The 22,418-nt window shown below is 50.9% G+C and carries 17 protein-coding genes; 11 read left to right on the top strand and 6 right to left on the bottom strand.

Annotated elements, in window-relative coordinates; genetic code table 11:
* Nucleotides 1–455 precede the first annotated feature (455 nt).
* A complete protein-coding gene (locus EKK48_05695) occupies nt 456–824 on the bottom strand; it encodes a hypothetical protein (protein RTL44743.1) in 369 nt (122 codons plus the stop codon).
* A gap of 591 nt (nt 825–1,415) precedes the next feature.
* Here EKK48_05695 and EKK48_05700 point away from each other — a divergent pair.
* The 3 genes from EKK48_05700 to EKK48_05710 all read left to right on the top strand — a co-directional run bounded on the left by EKK48_05700 (nt 1,416) and on the right by EKK48_05710 (nt 5,138).
* Nucleotides 1,416–2,954: an amino acid permease gene (locus tag EKK48_05700; protein RTL45000.1), complete on the top strand. Its 1,539-nt coding sequence runs from the start codon at nt 1,416–1,418 to the stop codon at nt 2,952–2,954.
* A 392-nt stretch (nt 2,955–3,346) separates the two neighbouring features.
* Entirely contained in the window at nt 3,347–3,859 is a 513-nt protein-coding gene (locus EKK48_05705; protein ID RTL44744.1) for a hypothetical protein, read from the top strand.
* A 190-nt stretch (nt 3,860–4,049) separates the two neighbouring features.
* Nucleotides 4,050–5,138, top strand: a complete 1,089-nt coding sequence (locus EKK48_05710) for a 3-deoxy-7-phosphoheptulonate synthase (GenBank protein ID RTL44745.1) — start codon at nt 4,050–4,052, stop codon at nt 5,136–5,138.
* Between the two features lie 63 nt (nt 5,139–5,201).
* Here EKK48_05710 and EKK48_05715 read toward each other — a convergent pair whose 3' ends face one another.
* From EKK48_05715 to EKK48_05725, 3 genes are all read right to left on the bottom strand, one after another.
* A complete protein-coding gene (locus EKK48_05715) occupies nt 5,202–5,924 on the bottom strand; it encodes a hypothetical protein (GenBank protein RTL44746.1) in 723 nt (240 codons plus the stop codon).
* Between the two features lie 121 nt (nt 5,925–6,045).
* Nucleotides 6,046–7,854: a serine/threonine protein kinase gene (locus tag EKK48_05720; GenBank protein RTL44747.1), complete on the bottom strand. Its 1,809-nt coding sequence runs from the start codon at nt 7,852–7,854 to the stop codon at nt 6,046–6,048.
* Between the two features lie 50 nt (nt 7,855–7,904).
* On the bottom strand, nt 7,905–8,387 hold the full coding sequence (locus EKK48_05725) for a cupin domain-containing protein (protein RTL44748.1): 483 nt from the start codon (nt 8,385–8,387) through the stop codon (nt 7,905–7,907).
* Here EKK48_05725 and EKK48_05730 point away from each other — a divergent pair.
* The 3 genes from EKK48_05730 (at nt 8,386) to EKK48_05740 (ending at nt 11,077) form a co-directional block, all read left to right on the top strand.
* Nucleotides 8,386–8,763 carry a hypothetical protein gene (locus EKK48_05730; protein ID RTL45001.1) on the top strand — a complete coding sequence of 126 codons (378 nt, stop codon included), beginning with the start codon at nt 8,386–8,388 and terminating at the stop codon, nt 8,761–8,763. The two genes, EKK48_05725 and EKK48_05730, sit on opposite strands and share 2 nt — an antisense overlap.
* 635 nt (nt 8,764–9,398) lie before the next feature.
* A complete protein-coding gene (locus EKK48_05735; protein ID RTL45002.1) occupies nt 9,399–10,232 on the top strand; it encodes a TIGR00282 family metallophosphoesterase in 834 nt (277 codons plus the stop codon).
* Nucleotides 10,229–11,077, top strand: a complete 849-nt coding sequence (locus EKK48_05740) for a PHP domain-containing protein (GenBank protein ID RTL44749.1) — start codon at nt 10,229–10,231, stop codon at nt 11,075–11,077. The genes EKK48_05735 and EKK48_05740 overlap by 4 nt, the downstream gene beginning before the upstream one ends.
* Here EKK48_05740 and EKK48_05745 read toward each other — a convergent pair.
* Nucleotides 11,070–11,567, bottom strand: a complete 498-nt coding sequence (locus EKK48_05745; GenBank protein RTL44750.1) for a hypothetical protein — start codon at nt 11,565–11,567, stop codon at nt 11,070–11,072. The two genes, EKK48_05740 and EKK48_05745, sit on opposite strands and share 8 nt — an antisense overlap.
* Before the next feature lie 143 nt (nt 11,568–11,710).
* Entirely contained in the window at nt 11,711–12,094 is a 384-nt protein-coding gene (locus EKK48_05750; GenBank protein ID RTL44751.1) for a hypothetical protein, read from the bottom strand.
* A gap of 512 nt (nt 12,095–12,606) precedes the next feature.
* On the opposite strand from EKK48_05750, the gene EKK48_05755 reads away from it, so the two are divergent.
* The 5 genes from EKK48_05755 to EKK48_05775 all read left to right on the top strand — a co-directional run bounded on the left by EKK48_05755 (nt 12,607) and on the right by EKK48_05775 (nt 22,394).
* Nucleotides 12,607–15,513, top strand: coding sequence for a TIGR03960 family B12-binding radical SAM protein (locus EKK48_05755; protein ID RTL44752.1), 2,907 nt, complete (start codon nt 12,607–12,609; stop codon nt 15,511–15,513).
* Nucleotides 15,514–15,666: 153 nt separating this feature from the next.
* Nucleotides 15,667–17,985: an Rne/Rng family ribonuclease gene (locus tag EKK48_05760; GenBank protein RTL44753.1), complete on the top strand. Its 2,319-nt coding sequence runs from the start codon at nt 15,667–15,669 to the stop codon at nt 17,983–17,985.
* A 518-nt stretch (nt 17,986–18,503) separates the two neighbouring features.
* Nucleotides 18,504–20,624: a hypothetical protein gene (locus tag EKK48_05765; protein RTL44754.1), complete on the top strand. Its 2,121-nt coding sequence runs from the start codon at nt 18,504–18,506 to the stop codon at nt 20,622–20,624.
* A 27-nt stretch (nt 20,625–20,651) separates the two neighbouring features.
* Nucleotides 20,652–21,134, top strand: coding sequence for a hypothetical protein (locus EKK48_05770; protein RTL44755.1), 483 nt, complete (start codon nt 20,652–20,654; stop codon nt 21,132–21,134).
* A gap of 6 nt (nt 21,135–21,140) precedes the next feature.
* Nucleotides 21,141–22,394, top strand: a complete 1,254-nt coding sequence (locus tag EKK48_05775; GenBank protein ID RTL44756.1) for a tetratricopeptide repeat protein — start codon at nt 21,141–21,143, stop codon at nt 22,392–22,394.
* Nucleotides 22,395–22,418: the final 24 nt, after the last annotated feature.

Here is a 22,418-nt window from a genome sequence, read left to right on the forward strand (position 1 = left end):
TACTCAAATCGTTCATGATTTTACCAAATGTAGAGAGATTGCCTGTATCAGGATGAAATACAGTTAGGAACTTGGAAAAGTGATCTGTGGCTTTCCCGCACGCACAAACAACACGAGAGAACTTGATTCGATAATTCTTAAACCAAATACAAGGGGTCGCCCGTTGAGAAATCAAACACTAGTAATGAGGCGTCACCTATGCAAAGGAAGCGTCACCACATTTAGTATCGCCCATCACCACAATCCATTTAGTCACGCGAACCATCCATTACCCCCCAGTGGTCAGACACCAGGAAATCCGCAAGAGGTCGAAAAGGAATTCGCCAGAAAACGGAAACACAAATCGCCAGTCTACAGAAGCCCAAAAGCCCCATTCGTGGGGCTTTTGGGCTTCTACACTCTTACCGAATAGCTGATCTGGTTACGACTGGCTTTCGTAGCCAACTTCGGAGCAATCAACCAGCCTTTTTAAACAGAGGCGTTATTATCATCTGATCTGCTACACCAACGGCAGCACCAAGCGCTGCTCCTCCTAGAACTGCCCACGGTGATTTGCCGTAAGCATAACCGGTAGTTGCACCTATTGAAATATCCTCTGTGAGAGGGGAATGAACACGCAGTCCAAGCTCACCAAGTGCAAGGGGAGCAAGACCTGCTATCGCCATAGTTGCCAGTGTTTCGCCACGTGAACGTGTCAAAATTGCTGTACCAACTCCTGCAATGGCTACATCAATTGCAGTTTGTTTACCTTTACTCCACAGACCTTCACTTAATTGCGACGGAGAAGCCTCAGCAGCTTGGCGTTTAGCATCAAATTCAAACATTTGTTATTGCTCCTAGCTAGAAACGACGAATTAGACTCGTGCCACACAACTTAGTCGGTTTCGAATCAAACAAATGTAAAACCAGCCGCGGTAATTACGCAGCTGGTCGAAATAATTTGGTTTTTGACGCACTAACTTACTGAAAACAGGTAGTAATCGCAGCGAATTACAAACGGCATTTACGGTCGACAGCGACTGATGCATATTGCTGATAGGTGCGAATCAGCGATCTGATCTGAACTATCGTACGTTCGCGCTTCTCTAATCCAGCGTACGCCTCTCTCAGGCGTTCCACCGAACAACCTAGAATTGCCGCCGTCACTAATGTACTGGTATCCGTGTTTATATACTCCATGCAAAGCCCCCGCTGTGCAGTTTCAAGTTGGTCCATAGATTTTTCGTACGCTGATGACATAGTGCACAGTACTGCGTGACAATCTCGTGAGCGTCAAGAACTTATCTTTTGCCTGCCTGGTATGCAACAATTCATGGCTGCAACAGGCTAAAGGTGCATCTTTGCAAGCGCAACGCTTACTACGGCGCAAGCCGACCGATCAATTAATCGATGAGGCGTACGGCGAAAGTCGGCTGATGAAGAAAAGCCTTTCGGCCTTCGATCTTCTTGCATTCGGTGTTGGTGCGACGATAGGTTCGGGCATTTTTGCCCTCACCGGCACTGCTGCTGCCGGGCAAGTTTCTGCATCAAAAGATTTCATTTCGACTCCCCTGATCAACTTTTTACTCGGCTCACCGATGGGGCGCGATGGCGCTGGACCAGCAATCGTCATCTCCTTTTTAATTGCTGCGGTGGCATGTGGATTTGCCGCACTATGTTATGCCGAACTGGCAGCGATGATTCCCGTCTCGGGATCCGCCTACACATTTGCACAGGCCGCGCTGGGAGAACTGATTGCGTGGATTATCGGCTGGGATCTCATTCTGGAATACGCAGTCGGTAACGTCGCTATTGCCGTCAGTTGGTCCGACTATTTCTTGCACCTGTTCCATGGTGTGACAGGGATGCAGCTACCGCTTTGGCTTACAACTGATACTGGCACGGCTTTAACCAGAATAAAGGACCTTGCGTTAGACAGTCCACAGCGCCAATTCTATTCATCTCTCACGCTGCCTGATGTTTTTGGTCATCCGCTGGCCATAAATGCACCAGCGTTCTTCATTGTCGCAGTAGTTACCTGGGTCCTCGTTGTCGGCATCAAGGAAAGCGCCTGGGTCAACACGGCAGCAGTGGCCATTAAAGTGATCATCGTATTGTTTTTCATCATATACGGTGCTTTCTTCGTGCACCCGGAAAACTGGGTCCCGTTTGCTCCACACGGTCTCTCCGGTATCATGGGCGGTGCGGCGATTGTTTTCTTCAGCTTCATTGGTTTCGACGCCATCAGCAGCACTGCAGAGGAAACAAAAAATCCGCAGCGAGACATGCCCATTGGCATGATCGGCAGCCTGTTGATTTGCACACTGCTGTATGCGGCGGTATCACTTGTGCTTACAGGCATCTTGCCATACCAAAAATACGCAGACGATGCGGCACCGGTGGCCACGGCGCTGCAAGTGGCGGGCAATCCCTGGGCGCATCTGATCGTCAGCGTCGGCGCGCTGGCGGGCATGACCTCCGTACTCCTGGTTTTTCAACTGGGGCAACCGCGTATATTCATGGCTATGGCTCGCGATGGGCTGTTGCCGCCATTTTTTTCAAAACTGCATCCTAAATTCAGAACTCCATATATTCCGACAATTCTGACGGGCGTAATCGTGGGCGTGTCCTGCCTGTGCATTGATATCGGCCAAGCTGCCGAGTTGACGAATATTGGCACTCTTGCCGCATTCATAATAGTCTGCGCAGGCGTTACAAAGTTGCGAAAATCTGAACCGGACCGAGTAAGACCCTTTCGATGCCCCATGGTTCCACTAATTCCTATTCTGGGCATCATTTCCTGCTTCATCCTCATGCTCAGTCTGCCGCTGATTACATGGCTGCGATTTTTCGTCTGGATGGGTGTGGGCGTAGCGATCTACTTTTGCTACGGCTACAAACACGGTCATGAAGAAATCCCGTATGTTCCAAAAGAAATTCCTCCAGACGACGAGACAAACATTCCCATGCCTTAAGCGCGCCCGGATCATGACGCGCATTACGGGCACTCGACACATCACAGGCGCCACCACATTCACGTCGGTAATCTCAGCGACAGAGCGGATGTAAAGAAGACAAGCAGGGCGCTAAAGCCGCAAGGATGTTGAATCGATATCTTGAACTCAAAACAATTTCGTTTTGTTGCAAACTAATCAAACCTAATTTATCAGCGCTTGATCTGTGCTAATTTGGGCATCTTGGCAGGTAAATAAACGGAGCTATAGTTCATGTTTATGCGATTGTGGACTTTTGTGTCATGCACTGAGCTACCTGCAAAGATCGCGAATCACTGAAAGCAACAGCATTCGAATGAGATTCACGGTTGATGACATGAAATAAAGCTTGGCGCTCGAGAAATATTTTCTAAATGGAATCTGACGCGATATTCGAAGAAATGGCGACAAAAATGTTAACCACAATGGTTACCGTGGAGAAATTGAAGCGCGATGCTGAAAAAGCGTTCAACGACCACGATTACCAGATTTCAGTCGACAAACTCAAAGAAGCAGCGGGCATAGTTGAATCTCAGCCCGGTACGGCAGCGCGCATTGAATTAGCCAGTATTTTGCTGCCTTTATCTACCGTTTTCAGAACTGTGGGCGATACCAGTGAGTGCGAAAAGCTGTACAAGCAAATCATCAGCCTGTGCACCCAGCCTCTGGAAAAATCGGCCGAGGCAAAGTTCGGAAGCAGCCAGGTAGACAGTTTTATGGAGCAGATGATGCCCGGAATGGAAGATATGTTGGTGGAAGCTCACTACGCGACCACCATGAATATCCTCAGCATATGCGCTGAGAATTACCAGAAACTACTGACCGAATCAGGTCGAAACGAGGAAGCAGAAGCCCTGAAAGAACAACTGAAAAGTTACCTGGCCTAGCCGGTTCGGTAATACATTGACAATGGTGCTATAAATGATTAGTTGAACAGCACAATTCTCTGATACCGGATGCAGTGGCGACGCCGACAGCGCCGAAAGGTGCAAAGCAGCAGACATAGAGGTTCAAATCTTGTTGAAACACACCCCAGATACCTATTCATCTTACTTAGTTCCAAAAGCGGAGACTCCGATGGCTCACATTACTGACGACCTCAGGATTCAGGAGATCAAAGAGCTCGCTCCCCCGTCGCATCTGACTCGAGAATTTCCTTGCACAGAACAAGCTGCTGCCACCGCCTACGGAGCACGCCAGGCGATCCACAACATTCTGCACGGCGAAGACGACAGATTGCTTGTTGTCATCGGTCCCTGTTCCATCCATGACCCTATCGCAGCAATCGAGTACGCATCTCTTCTTGCCGCTCAACGCGAAAAGCACAGCAAAGATTTGGAAGTGGTAATGCGGGTTTATTTCGAGAAGCCTCGCACCACAGTAGGCTGGAAGGGACTCATAAACGACCCGGATGTAGACGGCAGCTTTCAGATTAACAAAGGATTGCGCGTTGCCCGCCAGTTGCTTCTAGACATCAATGAATTTGGTGTTCCCGCTGCCTGCGAATACCTTGACATGATCACGCCACAATACATTGCTGACCTGGTCAGCTGGGGTGCGATCGGCGCTCGCACCACCGAGTCGCAAACACACCGTGAGTTGGCATCGGGTCTGTCATGCCCTGTCGGTTTCAAAAACGGTACAGACGGAAACATCAAGATTGCCATCGACGCTATGAAAGCTGCCTCACAACCGCATCATTTCTTGTCGGTGACCAAGGGTGGTCACTCTGCCATATTCTCGACCAATGGCAATGAAGACTGCCACATTATCCTTCGCGGCGGCAAAACGCCTAACTACGACGCAGAAAGCGTTGAAGCAGCAGCGCAGCAAATCAGCAAAGCTGGTCTCAAGCAACGCCTCATGATCGACGCAAGCCACGCCAACAGCAGCAAAAAACATGAAAATCAAATTCCAGTTTGCGCCGACATCGCCAAACAAATTGCCGGCGGCGACTCCCGAATCATGGGAGTCATGATTGAGAGTTTCCTCGTTGCTGGTGCTCAAAACTACTGCGGCTTGCGGGCTGCTGGTCAGCCGATTACATATGGCATGAGCATTACAGACGGTTGCATCGGCTGGAACGAAAGCGTTCAGATTCTTGAAGATCTGGCAGCCTCAGTTAGAGCACGTCGCGAAAAGGCTCCAACTAATTTCGCGCCTTAGGGCATGAATCTGCACTTGAGCAAATCGATTTGGCAACCTGGATCATCAACCTGCGCCTGAGCGCTACTTGATGGGCTTACTGATTTGCAACATCTGTTCAGCACCGATTATGTCGCGTTGTTTGACAGGAACGATTTCACAGGCTAAACCTAGAGCGCGTAATTCATCGATAAGGCGTGGTAAGTATTTGTGCTCAGCGACCTGGGGCCCTTGCAGGGGATAAATGCGCACATCATTCTTCGTCACTCGCAGCAGTTCTTTGACCGCGCGAGCATGAAAATCATAATCCAGCGTGGAATTCTGCAACATGCCACCAGATTCAATATCACTGTAAATAAAGAGCAGATTGGCGCACAGGGTGGTATCAAAATGATTACCAGCAAACGGTAAATTGGGCAGCACACCCGGAACATACCGGCCAATCAACTTTCCATGTACAAAATCTTTCAAAAACCGATCCATAGCCTTGCGTCTTTGAGGCACTGAGACTACTTCCGGATAGAACAGCGACATCGCTGATTTTTGCTTCTCGTACACGATGGCTGAATGGTCATCGATGATATTGCGCAAAGTCGCTACGTCATTGACGTACAAAGGGTCGCAAGCCGTGACCTGAATACCTTTCGCCGCCGCATCCACTGCAAACGCAGCCGGACCGGAACTGCAGTCTAAAATTTGCTTTCCGCGCATTTCGTCGAGATTCAAGTTGAACATCGCGACATACTCGTTGATGCATCTTCCGAAGAAGACAACACCCTCGAAATCGAATTTGACGGGCTGATTCATTAACTGACCGCCTCAGGAGCAGACAGCAGTATACCAATCAGTTCCAATTTAATTGTTGGGTGAGCCGATTTCATCTTCGTTAGAGCCACCTTGAAAAATTTCCGCTATCGGCAACAGCATCTCAAGGGACGCTGAAATGACCTTCGCGATACGCGCCCTGGAAAGACTTTAGCGGTTCGTGAAGGTGCTCTTCTACAATTTTCTTCATGCTCTTGTAGTTGCTTTGCGATTCTATGTTTGTGGAACCAGGCACCAGAGCAGCTCCCATCGTGAAGAATTCAAATGGGTTGTTCTTTCTTGGCGAATCAAGTTCCTGGCCGTTCTCTCCCAAAAATTGATACCAGGATTTTTCAACAGAGACGCCGGCAGGCACGCCTGTCACCGTAATTGGTGACTTATAGCTGCTCACAAGAACTCGGTCAATTTTGACGGCGGGGTTCAGCCGCATGATTTTCCAGTTTGTAGGCATATAGGAGCTAAAAACGAGAGTGATCGGCTTATCTGACGGTCCAACCTCGACTTCTACGTTTCCAGGAAGATTGAAGTTATCCGCTTCCTGACCTTTACCAGCGTAGACCGCGACTACCTGGACATTCGTCTTTCCAGAATTCTCAGGGTAGCTGACTGTACAGTGCTGGGAAAGTTGCTTGTCGGTGGCAGCTTCAATAGACTTTTGAATGGAGGCAGTGTCAACGTAAGGCTGCGAATTCTGAATGAATGTAGGCACCGGCACCGGTGCAGGTTGGGCACGATGCAACAGCATTTGAGAGGCACCCAAAAGAACACAAAAGACCACGGCAAACACACCGGCACCTACCAGGAAATTCTTGTTTATGCCCGGGCGCTCGCGATTGGTGGGGCGGTTGGGATTTATAGGTCCCTCGGATTCGACTGGGCGGTTGGGATTTATAGGTACCTCGGATTCGCCTGGGCGCTCGGGCTTTTCCCAGTCACGCACGCCGGCGCTGGACGACCTGGCATCTTCGTGGCGAGGATTCAATGTTGTTACGGCAATGTTGTTGGAAGCGTTATATCCGCCACCTCTATCGATAACTTCGAGTGCTTGAGATAACTCCTCCATAGACTGAAAACGTGCCTGAGGCTGTTTTTGCATGCATCGTGCAATCACTGCTTCCAGGTTCTTCAGCAAAGCAGTCATCTGCACTCCCGTGACAGAGCTGATTAAGGGCACATCTTCAGTGAGATGCAGATTGAATGTTTCCAGTGCGCTTCCACCCATGAATGGAGGCTCACCACAAACTGTTTCGAACATCAAGCATCCGAGCGAATAGATGTCGGAACGAGCATCAACAGCTCTACCGCTGCACTGCTCAGGACTCATATAAATAGGACTGCCAAATATTTCTCCCGTCATCGTCAGACCCTGCCCGCCGGCGCCTGGACTTACTAACTTAGCGATTCCAAGATCGACTAGCTTGACAAAATCTTTACCGCGATGGGAAAGAACGACAACGTTATTGGGCTTCAAGTCGCGATGAATGATTCCCTGCTCGTGAGCATAGGCCAGGGCGTCAGCCATTTGAATGAACATGCGCACTGCGCGCCAATCGGGCAGCACATGCTGCTGCTTCAAAATGTCACCCAGAGCGGGTCCGTCCAGAAATTCCATGACAAAATAAGGTGTGCCACTATGCGTAGTGCCAGCATCAAGCACACTGATAAGATGCGGATGCGACAACATACTCATAGCTTTGATTTCTTGCTGAAAGCGAGCTGCAGCAAAGTTATCCAGAAACATGTGCAGCGCCTTCACGGCCACGGGCTTGTTCAGCGACAGATTGGTCGCTTTGAAAACGGTACCCATACCACCCTGCCCAAGGACTTCGACAATTTGATAACGGTTGTCCAGGACCTCACCGATAGTGATGCCTGTTTTTGCAAATATTTGCCTGGCCTCAAATTCGTCCACTTTTCCCCGCTACCTAGCCTATTCTGCACAGTTCCGACCGGTCGCACGGGTCATGGATTGGGGTCACTCGTCCAATCTGACAAAGGCTCTCCGTCTCGATGGACAAGTTTCTCCGCCCTTCGGTAAGTGACCTTTTCATCAGGATATTCAATCACGTCTTCGGGATGTGGAATACCGACATCCAAGATCTCGAGCACGTCGTCAGACGTATTAATGAACTGATGAGCGATTCCTCTGCCGGCTGGTTTGGAAAAACAAGAGCCAGGTCGAACTTGATAGGTCATGTCCTCAAGTCGTAAAGTGCCATGACCTCTCAGGACAAGAAAAAATTCTTCCTGCAGCGAGTGCTTATGAAATTTGCAAGACTTTGCACCGGGCTGCAACCGATCGATATTCACATACAAGCGCTCTGAACCGCCAGCCCGACCAACCAACAGGGTTGTCAGTAAAGGCGACGCGTCTACACAATCTTCGGGAATAGAGTCTAAATTAAGCAACAACTCGCTACCGCTAAAAGCTTCAGTATAAAAGATCTGCGAATGTCGCGGCTACGATTTATTAGTAGGTTTTATATCTGTCGGCGTTTTGTCCGCTGGCATTTTGTCGACTTGCGCTTTGTCTGCTTGCGCTCTGCCTGCTTGCGCTTTGTCCGCTTGCGGTTTGTCCGCTTGCGCTTTGTCCGCTTGCACTTTGTCCGCTTGCGCTTTGTCTGACTGCGCTTTGTCTGCTTGTGTTTTTTCTGCTTGCATTCTTTCTGCAGGCATTTTCGCTGCTTTCGTTTTGTCTGATTGCGTTTGGACTGAAGGCACCTTAGCTGCCTGTGTTTTAACAGCTTTTGTCTTCAGGTTTTTCTTGACGACTGAAGACTTTGGCTTGATGCGCTCGTCCAAACGTGTCATAGCGTTTTGATAAGCAACGATTTGAGTGCGCGCATCGTTGAGTTCCGTTGCTGCCGAGACGGCATCCTTCTGTGCGCTCTCCAACTCACGTCTACTGATCACGCCCTCTGAAAATAACTGCTCGAATTGAGTGGCCTTTTCCTTCAATTCCTTGCTGCGCTGCTCTTTGTCTGCGAGCAACTTCTTCGCACTGGCAAGTTGTGAGGCAATATCTTTGCGACGCCCGGCTAAAATCGCCGGATTTGCGTAATCAGGTACTCCGAAGCCCGGAAAAATCCCATCAGCAAAGACGGTCGGAGTGTCTGGCGGCGGGGGCGGCACAAGCCCAGGACCTGGGTGTGCACTATGTTTAACCGTCTTCTGAGCTTTAGCCGTGGCCGCAGTGTCTGTCTTCACTTTCGCCGGCTCCGACTTTGATGGGGCAGCATCCTTAGTTGCGGCTTTCGAAGACAGCCCGACAGCGAGCGATTTGGGGGCACTTGAAGCCCCTACTTTAGCCGGTTGTGGCTGAGCCTGCACTGCCGTTCCAACTTGCAGAGCGGTCGCCAGAAATAGAAAGTTGCGGATGAGTCTTAACATGGCACGCGCAAAGTAGTTCTGAATTGCATTGTAAGGTATTCTCTAGCGATGGATCTTCAAAATAACATCAGAGTCTTATTCCTGGGCGACGTCATAGGCAAACCAGGTCGCCGGGTGATCAAGCAATTTCTGAGCGCTCATGCGCCTCAAGCCGATTTGATCGTGGCCAATGCGGAAAACGCAGCCCATGGGTTCGGCACGACCGAAAGCAACCTGCAAGAGCTGCGGGATGCTGGCGTGCAGGCTTTCACGGGCGGGAATCATACATTCGATCGCAAGGAAATATTTGAATTCATAGATCAGCAACAAAACGTAATTCGACCAGCTAACTATCCAGAAGGAACTCCCGGACTTGGTTCTTGCGTGGTCGAGACAGCAAACGGCGTCAAGGTCGGGCTTATAAACGTACTGGGCCGCGTCTTCATGGAACCGCTCGAATCGCCATTTCTGGTCGCTGAAAAGCTGGTTGATAAATTGTCAGCTGAGACAAACATCATCATCGTCGACATACATGCTGAAGCAACAGCGGAAAAAATCGCACTGGCCCTCTATCTTGACGGAAGAGTCTCGGCAGTCGTAGGCACACACACTCATGTGCAAACAGCTGATGAGAGAATTCTTCCGAAAGGAACTGCTTTTCTCACTGATGCCGGTTGCTGTGGCCCCGCCAACGGTGTCATCGGCATGGATCAGGCAGCAGTTTTTCGACGCATGGTTAAACAACTACCAAGCCGGTTTGAAGTAGCCGAAGGTCCCGCCATGGTCAATGGTGTGATATTCGAAATCGACCGGTCCTCTGGGAAGGCGACCGGCGTTCAGAGAGTTCAATTCAAAGAAATTTGCGACAGCAGCACCACTGAACCAGAGTCCAGAACCTCTAAAGTTTCTGAAAAGGTATGAGCGTAGATCTGCATCTACATACGCATCATTCAGACGGCACCTGGTCGCCTGCCGAACTAGTTAAACACGCAATTTCGATACAGCTCAAACACATTGCTATAACCGACCATGATTCTATTCTCGGAATAGAAGAGGCGCAGGATGCCGCGAGTGGCCAACTGGAAATAATTCCCGGTATCGAGATCAATACAATTTTCACGCATGCTTCAGGTAGAAGAGAAGACATTCACGTACTCGGCTACTTTATCGATCCAACTGATACCACCTTGCAAAAGGTGCTGGCACGACAACAACAAGCCCGAAAAGAACACGTGTACGACTCGATCAAAGCGATTGCAGCGCTCGGTATCGATATCACCCCAGACTCAGTGCAGAAACACGCCGGCATCGGGTCTATCGGGCGCGCTCATATCACGATGGCCATAGTCGAGGCGGGCGGCGCAGCCGATGTCAACGAAGCCTGGGAAAAATTCATGACGCGCAAATCGCCACATTACGTTCCGAGAAACAGCGTTTCACCGGCAGATGCCGTTCGCGCCATTAATGCCGCCGGTGGTATCGCATCGATTGCTCATCCGGGCGGCGCTAAGCACATTGACGCTCTCATCCTGCAGTTGCGAGAAGAGGCAGGTTTGGCTGCAATTGAAGCATATCATCGAGTGCATTCAAACGATCTGACAAATCACTTCATTGAACTGGCGCAGAAAAATAACATGCTCATCACAGGTGGATCAGATTGCCACGGACCGTTCGAAGACTATGCACCAACAGTAGGGTCAGTACCGCTGCCGCTAGAAAATCTACGCAAGCTGAGAGAATGCCATGCCAACCAGGCTCTTAGATGACTTTGTCCAGCTGCCCTTTGATGACTGAGATTTCAACTTCGCCAATCTGGCTCCAGACAGCTTTTCCAGACTTATCCAGAATCACTTCGAAAGGTATGTAGCCGGTTTTGCCAGGCGGGCTGTAATAAGTTCTGATCAGCTTTTTGGCATCTTCGTTAGCGGGGTGATCGACATCAATAACGATAAATTTCACCTGCCCCTTGGGAATCTTATGATAGATGTCCACCAGTCTTTTGGCCTGACGATTAGTATTCAAATCACAGGCAGCACCAAAGAAGATCAGTGTGGGCAGGTTCGGATCGATAGAAGCGTTATCTATATCCGTTGCAACGATAGGGAATCCGGCATCGATGTCCTGGGTGAAAGAAATTCCGGGACGAAGCTTGAGATCCTCAGCGGCAAATATTTTGCTGCCACTCACCACCAGTGCTACCACTGCCGCACTGACTGCCAGACAACTTTTTGAATAACTACCGCTGCTTGATTTCATAGTGCTCTTATCCACAAGACGAAAGGGTCTCTTCAGGTCTCCACCAGATGAATGCCGCCAGTCAGCGACTCCGACCCCGGCATTTTCGCCTGATCAAGGAGACAATGTCCAGACTCAGATGTTCCCCAAAAGTAAATGCTAGCTTAATTGCCGACCGAACGACGATTGAAATCGCTTGCTTTCAGGTTATGGACAAATCTAGACCATTTCTGGGAATCATAACTGAGACAATACTCGTAAAGACTGCGCAGCAATCTCTTTCCAGATGCAGACTTCCCCGTGAATTTGTAAGCAGAAAAATCCTTCTGTCCGCTTACAACGTCTTTTAGTTTTTGCTCCACTTGATCTCTTCCAGTTCTCAACATTGCCATTTCGCAGTGAACGACGCGATCGACATTGTTCCGCGGCGGTGAACTCAATTTCTCAATCAACCATTGAGCCAGGACTTCCGTAGACGGAGTTCTGGGGTCAGCGGCTTTGAGATATTCGGCGAATGCTTCGAGAATCAAGTTGGACCATCCAGTCAAGAGTTCTTTGTTTCAAACAGATCAGTTTTAAGCGAGCTGTCCGAGCCGATGTAAACCAGGTCTTTCTCTTGCGACTATAGCACAGGTAAACAAGAGGTCAAACGACTAATTTGCAACAGGCGCCAAGTTCCTGCCGATTTTGACCGACAGTTGTGTAGCCCGAAGGTCCGCTGTTATCAGCAGCTTGTTACGATACAAATTAAAGTTTTGAAAGTGAATATGCATATAGGTCATTAGCGCTATAATAAAGACACTTGAGGGCGTTCTAGCTCAAGATTCTTTTTCAAAACCGTATCTTGTTTCGCTGATCTCCGGAAGACCTGCCGATTGGGTCCTACCCGAGATGAACACTCAAAGACTTTCATCGGCTGCGGCTTTCCGACTCGCTGATTTGCTGGCGAACGTAAGTCATCAACCACTTTCGTGTCGTCATATGTTCTGAAAGCCGGTAGGTGAAACCTATAAGCATTTTCTCTTGTGTACTTTTCGGAGTCGGGACAATAGTTAAATCGATGGTGGGTCGACAGGATCCACAAGTCAAGACAACATCAACAGCGAAAGTCAACGACTCGGAATTTTCCAGCCTTCTGACTGAAGAGTTGCTCGAACAAGTGAACCGACCCGGTCAGTATCTTGGAAACGAGTGGGGCGCGGCGCGCAAAGATTTCGAACAGGCAACGGTCAGACTGGCGTTGTCTTTTCCAGACCTTTACGAACTGGGAATGTCCAATTTCGGGTTGAAAATTCTCTACCAGATTGTCAATGCCACCGAAGGTCTGCTGGTTGATCGCAGTTATGCGCCAGGCTCAGACCTGGAGAAAATTTTACGCGACAGAAAAATACCGTTGTGGGGTTGGGAATCGCGACGACCGCTGAGAGATTTCGAGCTGGTCGGCTTTTCGCTGCAGTACGAGCTTTGCTACACGAACGTCTTGAATATGTTGGATCTCGCCCAGGTGCCAGTCCTGGCTGCAGATCGCACCGACATTTTCCCGCTTATCTTCGGCGGCGGACCCTCAGCGGTAAATCCGGAGCCAATGGCGCTATTCATGGACTTCTTCATCATTGGTGACGGCGAAGCCGCGATACCAAATACGATGAAAATTGTACGAGAGTTCAAAGAACGTTATCCCGATGCTCAAGGTGCATGCTATCGCCAGAGGCTGCTGTCCGAGCTGGCTACCCGTGTGGAAGGTCTCTACGTTCCGTCTCTTTATCAATACAACAACGACGGCAAAGCACCCAAGCCAGTCGATCTGAAAACATTACAACCGAGTCAAAACTGCAGCGTCGATCACGAACACTGTTCCACTGCAGATATTGCCACGCCGCTGCCAGAGCGCATTCTGCGCCAGACAATCCCACTATCGAACGACAATCAGCCGACAGCATCGCTCGTCCCATACCTGTCACTCGTGCACGACCGAGAAGTGCTGGAAGTGCGCAGAGGTTGCGACCGTGGCTGCCGTTTCTGCCAGCCTGGTTACACCTTTCTTCCAGTCAGAGAGAGATCGACTGAAGACTTGCTGAAGCTCTCCAGTCAGGCACTGGCCAACAGCGGTCACCAGGAATATTCAATGTTGTCGCTTTGCGTGAGCGACTACACCAGTCTGCACGAGTCGGTGCGGGCCCTCAATCAAGAGCACGCAGCCAAACGATCCTCGCTGTCATTTCCAAGTCAGCGAGCCGATCGCATGAATCTCGAACTGGCCGAAGAGCTGAAAGCGGTGCGTAAAAGTGGTATCACCCTTGCGCCTGAAGCAGGTTCAGAGCGGCTCAGAGCGATCATAAACAAAGGGCTGTCGCATCAACAAATCATCTCTGCAATAGAAGCCGCTTATCAGTCGGGCTGGACTTCTGTGAAACTGTACTTCATGTGCGGACTGCCTCTCGAAGAAGACTCCGATCTGGCCGGCATCGTAGATATTCTCAAAGAAGCAACTATGCACTGTCGCGCCATCAAAAAGACAGATCCCGTAAAATACAAAAAAGATATCGACTTCACCTGCACGATTTCAAACTTCGTGCCCAAGCCGTTTACTCCGTTTCAGTGGTTCGGTCAAGTGACACCGGAAGAGACAGAGCGCCGGCACAAAGTGTTGCGGCAGAAACTCAGGGAATCAGGGCTGAGAAATGTGCAGCTCAATTTAACCGACACCACAATAAGCTTGCTCGAGTCCGTAATCTCTCGCGGCGATCGAAACGTCAGCAAGATGATTTACGAAGCATGGAAAGACGGCGCCGTTTTCGATGCCTGGGACGAACATTTCAAACCGCAGATCTGGCACAATGTCGCCGCCCGCATGAACACTACATTGATTGATATGGCCTGTACCGACAGACCGGTTGGCTCCGAACAGCCATGGGAAGCAATCCACATCGGGCTGAACAACTGGTGGCTCGTAAAGGAATGGGAAAAAGCCGTAGCGGCAGTCGAAACCGCTCCGTGCACCGAGAACCTTTGCCATGCTTGCGGCGTCTGCACCGAACTCGATACCACGCATCAGCTCTCTGCACCTAAACCGGAAGTGATGAAGAAAAATCCTTTCGTCAAAGAGCTGGCAGTAAAAGTCGAAGAATCAAACGGTGACAGTCATCCGTCGCTGTTCTTCACAAAACCACCGGAGGCACCGGTCAACGAAGCACTACAGAGAATTAGATTCAAATTCACCAAGAAAGGTGATTTGCGATTTATTTCTCACCTCGATTTGCAGCATCTTCTCGCCCGCGCATCGCGTCGGGCAGTTTTGAATGTTGCCTATACAAAGGGATTCAATCCTGCTCCTCGACTGAATCTTGCAGCACCACTGGCGCTGTTCCAGGAATCAGAATGTGAAGTGGGCGAAGTAGATCTCTCAGTTGTCGTCTCAACCGACGACTTCATCAAGCGCTTCAATGCGCAGTTACCTCCTGAAATACAGATGCTCGAAGCCAGAGAAATTCCGGTTTCGAACATGGCCCTGGCTTCCATTCTCAGCTCTGCCACATACAGAGTTCGCCTGGTTCGATTTGCGGATGCCAACGCAGAACGAACTGAGCTGGAGGCATATCGAGCCGCTTTGAACGAACTGATTCAGAGTCTGCTCGCCAAAGAAGAAGTCTTCTTACAGTCTCCTGATGCCGATCAAGCGGGTGGTTCATCCTCCCAAAAGCTCGCGCAGAAAGGATCAACTGAAAATGCAGCGCCCAACGTTGCAAAAAGAAAAAACATTCGCCCAGGAATCCTTTCCATCGAGCTGGTTGATCCCTCAACTGGCACTCTCGAACTGGAACTTGCTCACGGACCAGCAATGCATGTGAAGCCGGACCATGTTTTGAAGTGCTTGCAACCAGACGATAAGCCTTTCCCCGAAGCTGTCTGGCGGATTACCCGCACCCAGTTGAAGGGACGGGGCGAAACTCCTTTGTTCAACACCTAAATCCCATGTTCAATCAGATTCAATCAAAACCCAACACTTTTCCAAACACCGGGCTAGCAAATGCAATCGAGCATTCAAGCCCGACTCGACTGATTTGCGCTCCGAATACGGTGCGTACTCAATTCAATTTTTCAAACCAATAAGAGGAACCTTATGAAAAAGTCACTTGTAATCTCCGAGCAAGACAGCATTGCGGCGATACTCGAAAACGAACGTGTGGTCGAGTTCTTCGTAAACCGCGGTGAATTGCTGCTGGGTGACATTTATTCAGCCACCGTGGAAAACATCCTGCCCGGCATCGACGCTGCTTTCGTCAACCTGGGCAAAGACAAAATGGGCTTTCTCCACGCCAACGACGTGCCCGGGCAGGGTCTGTTGAAAGAACGCCTGGTACCCAAACAAAAATTACTGGTGCAGATCACTAAAGAACCAACCGGCCACAAGGGACCAAGAGTTTCCACAGCAATCAGTCTGCCTGGAAGATTCCTTGTACTCGTTCCCGAAGAGCGAGGAGTCTCGATTTCACGACGCATCAGCGAAGCGAGAGAAAGAGCCCGCTTGAAATCAGTGGTCAACCTGATGAAGCCTCCCGGCGTCGGTCTAATCATCCGTACAGAAGCTAAAGCACAGGGCGAGAGTGAACTTTTCGAAGATTTCGAGCAGCTCTGGGATCGCTGGCAGACGGTGGTTTCAGAAGGCGAGGCTTCAATCGGTCCATCGCTCATTTATAGAGACCAGGATTTGTTGTTCCGCGTCATCCGTGATGCTTATTCCAACGATGTAAGCGAAATCATCTGCGACAGCCAGGACGGGCAGAAGCGCGCCCAGGAATACTTGCAAGGCTGGGCCGGTCGCACGACGCGCGTCAGTTATCACACTGGCGATGACAGCTTGCTGGTTTCAAAAGGTGTCGATAAAGAGATCGAAGCCGCTCTCTCCGACCGGGTCGAACTGCCAAGCGGTGGACACCTCAACATTCAACCGACCGAAGCCCTGACCGTTATCGACGTCAACTCGGGTCGATTCACAAGTTCGCGCACCCAGGCTGAGACCGTGCGCAGAACCAATGTCGAAGCGGCACAGGAAATTCCGCGGCAGTTGCGATTGCGCAATATCGGCGGCATGGTGATAGTCGATTTTATCGACATGGACAGCCGCAAAGACCAACAACAAGTCCTGGAAGTTTTCCAGAGAGTGCTGGAAGAAGACCGTGCCAAGCCTCAAGTCGGCCAACTTTCAGACCTCGGTCTGGTCGAGTTGACTCGTCGCCGCCAGGGTCAGAGCCTGCGTGAGCTCTTCACCGTTCATTGCACAGGCTGCTCAGGCTTAGGCGTAGTGCCGACGCTCGAGCTTGGAACTGCCGAACACCGTCGTGTAATCAGCTTCAAGAGTCCAGAAGAAACGACCAAAACTCGCGGCGGCAACAACCGCAGACCACTCCGGCAGCAAAATGCCGGTGGTGGACAGTTGCGCGCAGCAACCGCTCACAACGGTCGAATTCTGCCGACAGTTGACGAAGTTGAGGAAGAAGACTTCACAGACGTGCCTGAGGAAATTCTGGATCAAATGCCGGACGACCTGCTCGCCGACCCAGCCGAACGCGAGTTGAAAGGCGGCGTAAAAAGAGCTGCATACAATGAATCGGAGTCTGAAGACGAAGAAGACAACGATCAAGCCCAGTTCGACGCGCACAACGAAGACTTCGCCCCTAAGGCCAATCTCTTTGAAGAAAGCTTCAGCGACGACGATGAGGAAGAGTCGACCACGTTGACTGAAAACATCACTGCAGTCGAACACGTCTTCAACGAAATGGGTGCACGCCCGCGCCAGGAAACTCCGGCCGAACAAATCGCCGCTGAAGCTTCCGAAGTGCGACCTTACGAGCAAGCTGAGCCACATGTTCATGCCGAGCCGGAAGAGTCGAGCCAGGAGGAGCAGCCGGAAGTGTCCGTGGAACACGAGACAGAAGAAGATCTGGTGTCGTTTGCCGACAGCAGTCCCTTCCAAACTGAATACGATCCTGTCACAGGAACGTATCGGCTCAAAGCTCGAGTTGTCGAGTCTGAAAGCCAGCAGGAAGGTGCTTCTCAACACTCCGAGCATCACGACCATGGTCACTCCCATGAGCACGAGCATGAGCATTCGCACGAGCACAACGGCGAGCATGCTCACCAACACGAGCACGGGCACAATGAACATGAACACTCGCACGAGCATGGTCATGACCACTCTCACGAGCACGGGCATGAGCAGCATGGACATGAATCCGGCTCTAGCTCGATGCAAGGAGAGCAGTTGAACTTGTTCGGTGCAAATGAACATGAAGACACCTCAGGCTCACATCAATCTGAAGCTCCAACCTGGAACGACACCACAGGCGATGCCAGTGAAGGCGGACAGGAAGAGCACAGCGAACAACATGAGCAGAGTGTCTATTCAGGCTCGCAGCAGTGGGGCGAAGATAACGGCTAGTCCGGTTTAGTCACACTTCAGTAATAATTCGACGCTACTATAAAGGACATCAAGTTCGTTATAGGAAACCCGCTCGACTGCCAAATGCTCGCCAAACAGGCTCATGCGCCTCTCAGAATAATGTCAGCTCGCTGTTGTTATCTGAAAGGTTGAAGAGTGGTAAGCGCTTAGCAAGCGACAGTCAGCTCGAATCAGATGGCGGCACCTGTAGGTAATCTCTGCATAGTGCAACCAACTGAAAGAGCAAAATCAAGAGCAATCAGCGTTTTGCAGGAGTATTACGTTTGATGAGCGCCAAAAAAGCCCTGTTCCAGAGCCCTGACGCATCCTCATTCGTACTTCTACGCATTGACGGAAACAGATTAGCTCTTGATAATAATAGAACGGCAGAGCAACGCAGAGGCCCAACCTATGCGTTTTCTAACAAACACTCAGCGACCTCGGGTTAGCTGGCTTGCTAGGCTTATGCTGTTTTCGCAATCAACAGAGACTCTGACTTACCACTTCGCGAGGTTAATATGCGACGACGTCATGGGAAGCGCGGTGCAACGCTATCTTTAGTGGTCGTGACCACTTTAGTAATCATGGTAATCGGCATGGGGATATTCTTCCTCAGCAAGTTACTGGGCGGTGCCCGAGAACTGCAAAACGCCACTGACTCAGGCAACCTCAACGTCGCCAAACAAAGTCTGCGCTATCCGTCGCTGAAACTCTTCAACGGTGGACCCTACGACATGTCTGGTCCTCGTCTGGCTCTAGCCCAGCAAAATTTCGGACAGCTGAGAGATCCGGCCACCAACGAACTCGATCTGCTCACGTATAACCGAGCAGTCGGACAGGCGATGCTGGTAGCCATGAATGCTGCATCGGATACTAATCCGCTTGGTGTCTCAGATGCTAAAACGCTAATCGATCTGCTCGCCAATCCTAATGATGGTATCGGTAAAGCTCTGGCGAACAAATTGGCCGGCGACCAGCAGATGGATATCAACTTCAAAAACCTGGCGCAAATTGCAAGTATAAAGATGCTCAATAACGGCACCGCCCCTGATAACGTCAGTCCGATCAAAGACGTTTCTTACATGGCACCCAATACCGCCACGAACTTGCAGCTCAACCCAAACACAATTCCTCCGGCATTCAACAATCCGACTTTCCTCGGCAGCACTCTCGTCAGCCAGGCCGGTTCGACTTACTTGAAGGGATATTCTTTCATCGACATTCCGTCAGTAACCGACAACTCGAGCTACCCACTCATGGGCGTGCCCCTGCGACCAATGACGAACCCTCACCTGGTAAGCGAGTACGACTTCGGACGCCTGAAGCCAACTCCTCTTTCCGGTGCCAGCGGAGCAGTTGCCAGTCGCATTCCACCTAATGCATTCAAGTCTGGCGGCTCAGGTTACGAGTCTCATCAGGGCAAGCTCGCAGGCGCCACATCATGCGCCATTGCCGGCACAGTCGCCCTGGCAGGACAGTTCACAGCCAGCATCCCATGCGGCTTCATCGCAGTCATGAACGGACCAGGCCAGTCTCCATTCTCCGGCACAGGCCAGCTCAACACTCAGCCTCCAGCGGCAGGGTTGAACGCCAACGGTTACGGTGGCGGCGGTCGCGACATTTTTGCCGACGTGCTCATGTACAACACGGTCTACGTCACCGCCAATGGTGCGATGTCACAAAATCCACAAAAAATTGTCGACATTCAGGACTGGAAGAAAGCTCAGATAGCAGCCGGCAATCCAACCACGCCGGTACCTGCCAACCTCGCTGATGGACTCGATGGACCAAGTCCTAAACAGGCTTTCGCTGACGGCATTCAACCAAACGAAACGCCTTCGGCTTGCACAAACACCAACTCGTCAGCAGGTGAGCCGGGTTACAACCCTACTTGCGTAAACAACCTCACTTCCATGGCGACTGTATATGGCACCAACTTGCCTTCGCAGGGTGGCGCTGGTCAGTTGAACGGACTGATGGCTCTCGAACGTGAGAAAGCCGGTGTCATCAACCCACGTCCAGGCGGCGGACCAGCCGTAATCAACGATCTGCCTGCTTCTGCAAGCGGCGGTGTGTGCACTGGACTGAAGTATTTCCCGACCGCAATCGGACCAAACGATCCAATCCAGTTCGGACAGGTAGGAACGATCGGCAGCTTGCTGACCAGCTTCTCGCAGTATCCACAGACGGCATCAGCTGAGTCACAAATCTACTCAATCATGACTCTCAAACTGCATCAGATCAAACCGACCGCTTCCGCTTCGGAGATTCAAGCCGTTCTCAACACTCCGTTGCCGATGGGCGCACAGCGATTCATCTGGCTGGATAGCAACGGCACTTTCAAAGTCACGGACCAGGGCAACTTGCCCAGCTGGATCAACGTCTCCAGTATCACTGCCGACGGTTCAAGCATCCACGCCGACACCCGCGTCAATGGTACCGACCTGCCAGTAGTGCCTGCGTATGTAAACATTCCAGGTGAGCAAGGGTTCCCAAATCCATGGGACTGCAACGGTGTTGCCAGTTACCGCAACAACCTCGATTGGACCAATTCATCCGGTTTCAATTGCTTGCAGGGTATCTTGCGCTTCTCAAATTGCGCCTACGATGCCGGTCAACCCTGGCACTGCCCCTGCTAATATTATGGAAGCACCCGAAGGACGCGGATGACCATAATCACAGCTCGAACTCTCTGCATCGCTGCAATTGCGTCAGTCGCACTTGCAGCGACAGCATCTCGATGTATCGCAGACACAAACTCGAATGCTAAAGCTCAACCGAGGGTGTATCGACCGGTTACAGCAGACAGAGAATATGCCTGCGAAAATTTGAGCCAGCCGGTCGACATTCCCAATGTGCCGACATTCACAGGGCGAACAAAATTTTTGACAGGGCTGCGTTATCCCAACGACCGCTCCGGTTACAGAATCGGTCTGACCTTTGCAGCGACAGAAGATGAAGGACAGGTCATGGAATGGTACAGAACAGCCCTGACTAGCTACGGCTGGAAGCTGCTCGACATGGCACCAGACGGCAAAACATTGACTGCAGTCAGAGAAGGCAGCACGTTTACTGTACGCATCAGCCCTAACAAACAACCCGGTTACCGAACCGTGGTGGTATTGTCTTTCAAGGCAGTGGCAAGGTAGAGAGAGATGCGCAAACTGGAGGCATTGACATTGGCGGCGGTGACGCTGGTCACTTTTGCTGCACCAAATTCAGTGCAAGCGATGACGCCCGGGGCAGACACGGCCCCTGTACGAGACGAAAAACCCAGCCAGCAAACATTGAACCGACTGGCTGAAGCAGTGGATAAGAATCCAAACGACGTCGATGCACGCTGTCAGCTGGCCGCTTGCTATGACCAGCTGGCCCTGCCCGACCTGGCCCGCGAACAATACATGGCTGCAGTCAAACTGGCACCAAACAATGCCCACCTCTGGATGCTGCGCGTCAAACAAGAGCTGAAAAACGGGCGCTCCGATGTAGCGATGCATATGATTGAGACTGCTCACGAGAGATTTACCGACGATCCTGAGGTACTTTTCTGGTACGGCAACTATTTTGCCGCCAGGAGCAAGATCGATGATGCCGCCTTTGCCTACAACCTGGCCCTGAAAAAAAATCCGGAAATCGAAGGGCTGCGCTCGGCTCTGGGCGAAGTCTGCCTGGAGAAAATGCGTTACGGAGACGCCCTCAACTTAGCCGAACAAGAGATCAAAACTCATCCTCAATTCTGGCTGGCCTACAAAGTAAAAGCCTTTGCCTTGATGGGACTGGGACGCACTCAAGAAGCGTTGTCACCACTGAGAGTGGCATATGCAAATTATCCGACCAAAGCCATCGTGGCCAAAACATACGCACGAGCCTGTATCTGGTGTGGGTATTTCCAGGAAGCGCTCCTGCCTGCTTTGATGTTTTTGAATACAACCTCTAACTTGACCTCCAACGACTACGATGCAAAACGACTGCTCAACACAGTTCTGACGAACCTGCCCCGGTCAATCGTGGAGAAGGAACTGCCCTCGATAAGCGCGGCAGTGCAAAAAATCAAGCCAAACGCTGCTTATTATTTCGCCCTCGGCGATACACTCGATCACGCCGGCTTGAACGACCTGGCTATCAGCCAGTATTACGCAGGTCTGCAGATGGAGCCAAACTTTGCCCGGGGATTGTTCAGACTGGGCAAAGACTTCGAACAAGCCCGCAGAGACTATAAAGCAGCACTGATGCTCTACGCTAAAGCCAATCAGCTGGCGCCGCAAGACCCCGAAATTGCTACTTATTTCTTGCGCCTGGGCAGACGCTATAAAAATAGAGACAATGACCTGGCTTGGCAGTTGAAAGATTACTTCCAACCAGCGATACCATCTGTAATACCGTTTGACGTAAAAATAAACGCCAAATAATTGAAGCCTTGAGTTTCCTTATTG

Source organism: Candidatus Melainabacteria bacterium (genome assembly GCA_003963305.1).
Taxonomy (GTDB): Bacteria; Cyanobacteriota; Vampirovibrionia; order Obscuribacterales; family Obscuribacteraceae; genus PALSA-1081.